The sequence below is a fragment of the Clostridium sp. HBUAS56017 genome (assembly GCF_007115085.1).
In the GTDB taxonomy this organism is placed as follows: Bacteria; Bacillota; Clostridia; order Clostridiales; family Clostridiaceae; genus Clostridium; species Clostridium cibarium.
This window is the reverse complement of record NZ_SULK01000047.1, coordinates 1-4,689: the sequence shown is the minus strand read 5'-3', so window position 1 is coordinate 4,689 and position 4,689 is coordinate 1. Positions and strand designations below refer to the sequence as shown.

Here is a 4,689-nt window from a genome sequence, read left to right as displayed (position 1 = left end):
AGATTCAGAAAGAAATGTAATGCTCAGTGAATGCACTAAAGAATTTGATAATATTTTTAAGAAAATTGATCCTATTATTTCTGATCTAAAGAAACAAGTTGATAATTGTGTTGACCCTGAACCAGTTCCTGGAACTATCGCTATTCCAATATGCTCTATTATTCAGAATGAGTATTCTTTAAAAAATAATTTATATTTACAACTTAAAAAGCAAAAAGATGCTATAGAGAAATGTCTTATAAAGCCTGAATAATTTACTAGTTATTTTATTGAAAACAAAAAAGGTAGTGAATAAGATTTTTACTCCTACTCACTACCTTCAAAGGTTAACTGTTTTCTTATTTATTTCATTCTTAGTATACTACATATCCAATAATTCACGCCAGTTAAAATTGCCCAATATCTAATTAGGAATATACTATCAAATATTTTTGTATTTTCCAAACATTTCATCAAGTGAAACAAAAAAGAAATTCAGATTAGTTAACTTGAAATCTAAATCGCCTTTTTTCCTAATAAATTAATCTACTAGATCAAATGTAAAGTCATCTGTATAAGTAATATAAGTTGATTGGTAAGGGCCTGTACAGCTTACTACAATTCTATGATTACCATTACTTAATGAATTAATTACTGACTCATCCAAAGTTATAAATTCCATACATCTTTTATCCATATCTACATTTTCATATGCAGCTTTAGCAACTAAAGCATTTTCTAACTGAACTCCATCTATAGAAACTCCTGTAACATTTCCATAACCACTCATCCAAGTTAATATAGTTAATGGTAGATTACCTTTATGAATTCTTTCATTACTTATTTTATGAACTGCACCATGTTCAATATATGAATCAATAGCAAATGTTTTTAGATTATTCTTAATTACTGGAGTAGTATTTTCACCAGGTAATGGAGTAGTTGTAGTGCTGCTACCAGGCTTTGGGTAAAGCTGCGTTTTAAAATTTATATCATCCATAATTTTGTTCATTCTTATTTGTGCTGTATGCATTGCTTGAGCCGCTCTATATATAGTACCAAATAAACCTACTGCTGATGCTCTAGAAGCAGGTACTAAACCTAGTACTGCTCCAACTAATAAACATGATAGAATTTTTGTTATTATTTTCTTTTTCATAATATTTCCATCCTCCTTATGCATATTTTATATTATACTTAATAATTAAATAGTGAATTATACAACAATGATTCTAATGGAATCAAAATATCTAGTACCATTAACAGTACAATAAAGTTGAATGGTATGTGAACCTTTGCTTAAAGTTGAAACAGTAACGTAATTATACAATGATGAATTGCTTGAATCAGCAGCTTCTGTTCCTGCTATAAAAAATACAGCTCTATTTTCACCAATGGAATAAAAATCGGATTCACTATAAACTTGCATTATATCTCTGCCATCAACTTTAACTTCATTAATGCTTCCTGAGCCTTTTTGATATGTCTCTATTACCAAAGGGAAAAAATCTTGAGAGATAGTTCCAGTTTGATTTCTAGAATATATATCAGTATTTGCAGCATCACTATATAGAGCTACATAGAAAGGTTGTGCTAATAGAGAATAAGTTGAAGCTACAGTCTTAGCTTTAGTATTATTAGATACATCAGAAGCTTTTACTGGTAAATTAATACCTACAAGTAAAGCTAGTGTTAGAGAAACAGATATCACTTTTTTTAACATAAAATCACCTCTCATAATTTATTTATACTTATTTTTACATAACTGTATTTTCTATACAACTAAATATGCACGAAAGCATTCTCTGAATACTTTAACTGAACATTTTTACACAACATATTCAATTTAATACTTAATTTACTTATTTTAGGCATTATGTAAAATATAACTCTTTGCAATCTATTGTTGACTATTTTATATTTCTTTTAGTACACTACATATCTAATAACTCATGCCAGGTATTTTCTCCCACTATACTATATTCTAACATTATCTAATCAAAACATTTTTATACATAATATTATTATTATGTCAAATATGTATTCTTTAGTAATATATAGTATTTTCACAAAAAACACTACGTATGAAGTTTAAATTTCGGCAATCAATGTGTACTAGCTTTATCAAATCATTTAAAGCTTAGGTAATTAATGTAACTTAGTGTAAAATATTACTAACAGAGCAAATACTTTAATATTAATACAAGCCTACAATTTAAGGAGGAATGATAATATGAATAAAAAATTATTAGGTTTAATAATGGCAGGATTTTTGACTGTAGCTTCATTACCATCTTTAACTACATCAGCTGCTGAAATTAATAATACTCAAGGTGTTAGCAAAATATCTAGTAACCAATTAAGGGATAGCGAATTAGATTGTGATGGAACTATCACTGGAGACGGGGTATATCTTAGAGCAAGACCTTCAACTTCATCTAAAATTTATGATGAACTTTATTCTGGTGATACAGTACATGTAATTGAGTACGCTGGCCCTGCTAATGGCCATAATTGGTATAAAGTAGAATATAATGGAGTAACAGGATATATAGCTCAAGAATATGTAAGATTATCTTGGAATTAATAAATTTTAAAAATTAAAAGTGATATTTTGTGTTGTTATACATAAAATATCACTTTTTTCTAATCTATTAGTGCCTATATTCCTAGCAATTTAGACCAGGTATTTCTTCCCACTATACCATCATTAGCTAATCCATTATCTCTTTGGAATTGAACTACTGCACTATAAGTTCCTCCTCCAAAAATTCAATCAACGCCATTAGTATTATATCCCAAGTTATTTAATTTCTCTTGCAATAATCTTGTTATATTTCCACTAGCTCCTTGTTTAATGGTAGGACACCCATTAAGTGTATTTTCTCCAGCAATTCCATCTACAATTTGATTGCTAAATCCTTGGCTGTTACATTCTTGTTATAATCTACTTACCCAATTATTACCTGACTGAAATTGTGAAGATGTTTGAAGTGCTGCAAATGTCTGAGATCCAACCAATCCATCAGACGCTAATTCATTATCTTTTTGAAATTGTAAAAGCGAATTTAAATTGCCCTTGCCAAAAACTCCATCAGCTCCATAGCCACCACAATCATAGCCTTTAGAGATTAATAATTGTTGAAGTTCTGAACATATATTTCCAACAAATTCTCTAGCTCTATCTATTAGATTGCTAGTACCACCGCCATTAACTACTGGTACAGATACTGGCGACCCATTATTAATCCTTGATTTAACTTCTTCCCAAATCCCATTATCTAAAATTCTTCTAGGACAATACTTACCACTTGCATCATAATGCCTTACAACTCTATCTATTCCTAACCCTAAAACACTCATCAAATATTTAGTCAATTCAATAGCATTTTCTAAAGCTTTATTATAGTCCCCATCAGCATTAACACATATCTCAATACCCACCGAATTAGAATTAGTTATATCACTATGTCCTCTATTGTCTCCAACATGCCAACATCTCCAATCTAACTCAGCACATTGAACAATTTGGTGATCATCAACTACAAAATGAGTACTGGCTTCAGCTTCTTCATGATTTACAAAATAATTTCTATTTGCCATTGCATTAGCACCAGCATCTTCGTTATCAGTTTCATGTATTACAATATACTCTGGTGTTATACTTCTCCCCTGTGAATAGTTAATACTTATTAATTGTTTGTTTATATCTCTCAATTTAAATACCTCCTAAAAATTATTTAAAATAGAAGAGTAGCCTTAAAAACTACTCTTGTACTGGATTTAATGTACTTTTAATTTGTTCAATATGGAAGGCATCAAAAGTAGCTCAATCTATCATAAGCACTATTTTGAATGGTACTAATTTGAATCAAAGTACTAAGACTTTAGAAAAACTAAATAATATTAATCCACGTATTAGGCCAATAATAGACAGTCTTGATAAGGCTAGCGATTTAAAGGATGAGGATATAAATGAAATCACTGAACAAGTGGAATTTCTTATCAATCTAAAGAGAAAGAAAAAGTCCCATTAAATATAGATGAAATAAATGTGCTTGCTAGGACATTTCACCTTAGGATGGTAATAATAATTATTCTATAGATAATACTTATTGCTAATATGTTATTTTAATGAGAGGAGAAATTTAAATGGCAACTAAAACTAATGTACCAATTAATGATAAATCATATTATAAAGTTTACTATGAAGCTGGGGTTGACTCCAATGGTAAAAGAGTTAGAAAACAATTCTATGGTAAATCTAAAAAAGAAGCAGAAGCTAAAAAACAAGCTTATATTGAAAAAAACAACCTAGGTATAGTAGATAAAAAACTATTTCTAGGATCTGCTATGAAAAGTTGGCTATTTGAAGTTGTAAAGTTAGGCCAAATTAAAACTTCTTCATTTGCTAGATATGAAGGTATATATTCTAAATACTTTAATGATTCCCCTATTTCTCATATTCAAATAAGTAAATTAGAATCAATTGATATTCAAAGATATTATAATAAACTTTTTAAAGCTGGTAAAAGTTCTAATGTTATTAATAATGCCAACAAATTATTAAAACAATTTCTAAACTATTGTGTTGACAATTCTTATATTGTTAATAATCCTTGTAATGGAAAAAAATAATAATTCCAAAGGATACGGTTCTAAGAGAAAATAAGACATTACCTATTTTTACAACTGATGAAATGAAATTAA

8 protein-coding genes are annotated in these 4,689 nt (G+C 28.9%); 4 read left to right on the top strand and 4 right to left on the bottom strand.

All coding sequences use genetic code 11. The features are described 5' to 3' along the window. Window positions 1-253, top strand: a 253-nt coding sequence (locus FAY47_RS19685) for a hypothetical protein (protein ID WP_207706279.1), incomplete at its 5' end; no start/stop codon positions are given. Window positions 254-520: 267 nt separating this feature from the next. Here FAY47_RS19685 and FAY47_RS19680 read toward each other — a convergent pair. Together FAY47_RS19680 and FAY47_RS19675 are read right to left on the bottom strand one after the other, a co-directional pair. Continuing rightward, a complete protein-coding gene (locus FAY47_RS19680; protein WP_143318624.1) occupies window positions 521-1,138 on the bottom strand; it encodes a hypothetical protein in 618 nt (205 codons plus the stop codon). Between the two features lie 57 nt (window positions 1,139-1,195). After that, window positions 1,196-1,702 carry a hypothetical protein gene (locus FAY47_RS19675; protein WP_143318623.1) on the bottom strand — a complete coding sequence of 169 codons (507 nt, stop codon included), beginning with the start codon at window positions 1,700-1,702 and terminating at the stop codon, window positions 1,196-1,198. Window positions 1,703-2,212: 510 nt separating this feature from the next. Between FAY47_RS19675 and FAY47_RS19670 the strand changes: the two genes are divergently transcribed. Beyond that, window positions 2,213-2,566, top strand: a complete 354-nt coding sequence (locus FAY47_RS19670) for an SH3 domain-containing protein (protein WP_143318622.1) — start codon at window positions 2,213-2,215, stop codon at window positions 2,564-2,566. 74 nt (window positions 2,567-2,640) lie between these two features. On the opposite strand, the gene FAY47_RS21085 is transcribed toward FAY47_RS19670, so the two are convergent. Together FAY47_RS21085 and FAY47_RS20530 are read right to left on the bottom strand one after the other, a co-directional pair. After that, window positions 2,641-2,751, bottom strand: a complete 111-nt coding sequence (locus FAY47_RS21085; protein ID WP_243129681.1) for a peptidoglycan-binding protein — start codon at window positions 2,749-2,751, stop codon at window positions 2,641-2,643. Window positions 2,752-2,919: 168 nt separating this feature from the next. Further along, complete coding sequence (locus tag FAY47_RS20530; protein ID WP_185966921.1) at window positions 2,920-3,696, bottom strand: N-acetylmuramoyl-L-alanine amidase; 777 nt, start codon at window positions 3,694-3,696, stop codon at window positions 2,920-2,922. Window positions 3,697-3,830: 134 nt separating this feature from the next. Between FAY47_RS20530 and FAY47_RS19655 the strand changes: the two genes are divergently transcribed. Together FAY47_RS19655 and FAY47_RS19650 are read left to right on the top strand one after the other, a co-directional pair. After that, complete coding sequence (locus FAY47_RS19655; protein ID WP_143318621.1) at window positions 3,831-4,016, top strand: hypothetical protein; 186 nt, start codon at window positions 3,831-3,833, stop codon at window positions 4,014-4,016. A 115-nt stretch (window positions 4,017-4,131) separates the two neighbouring features. After that, the gene (locus tag FAY47_RS19650) at window positions 4,132-4,617 is read left to right on the top strand and encodes a hypothetical protein (RefSeq protein ID WP_243129680.1); all 486 of its coding nucleotides are present in this window, start codon (window positions 4,132-4,134) and stop codon (window positions 4,615-4,617) included. The last annotated feature ends 72 nt before the right edge of the window (window positions 4,618-4,689 follow it).

Excerpts from the sequence above, each read along its gene's own strand:
- FAY47_RS19650 (WP_243129680.1), top strand. The coding sequence starts at position 4,132 with ATGGCAACTAAAACTAATGTACCAATTAATGATAAATCATATTATAAA.
- FAY47_RS19680 (WP_143318624.1), bottom strand. The coding sequence starts at position 1,138 with ATGAAAAAGAAAATAATAACAAAAATTCTATCATGTTTATTAGTTGGA.
- FAY47_RS19675 (WP_143318623.1), bottom strand. The coding sequence starts at position 1,702 with ATGTTAAAAAAAGTGATATCTGTTTCTCTAACACTAGCTTTACTTGTA.
- FAY47_RS19670 (WP_143318622.1), top strand. The coding sequence starts at position 2,213 with ATGAATAAAAAATTATTAGGTTTAATAATGGCAGGATTTTTGACTGTA.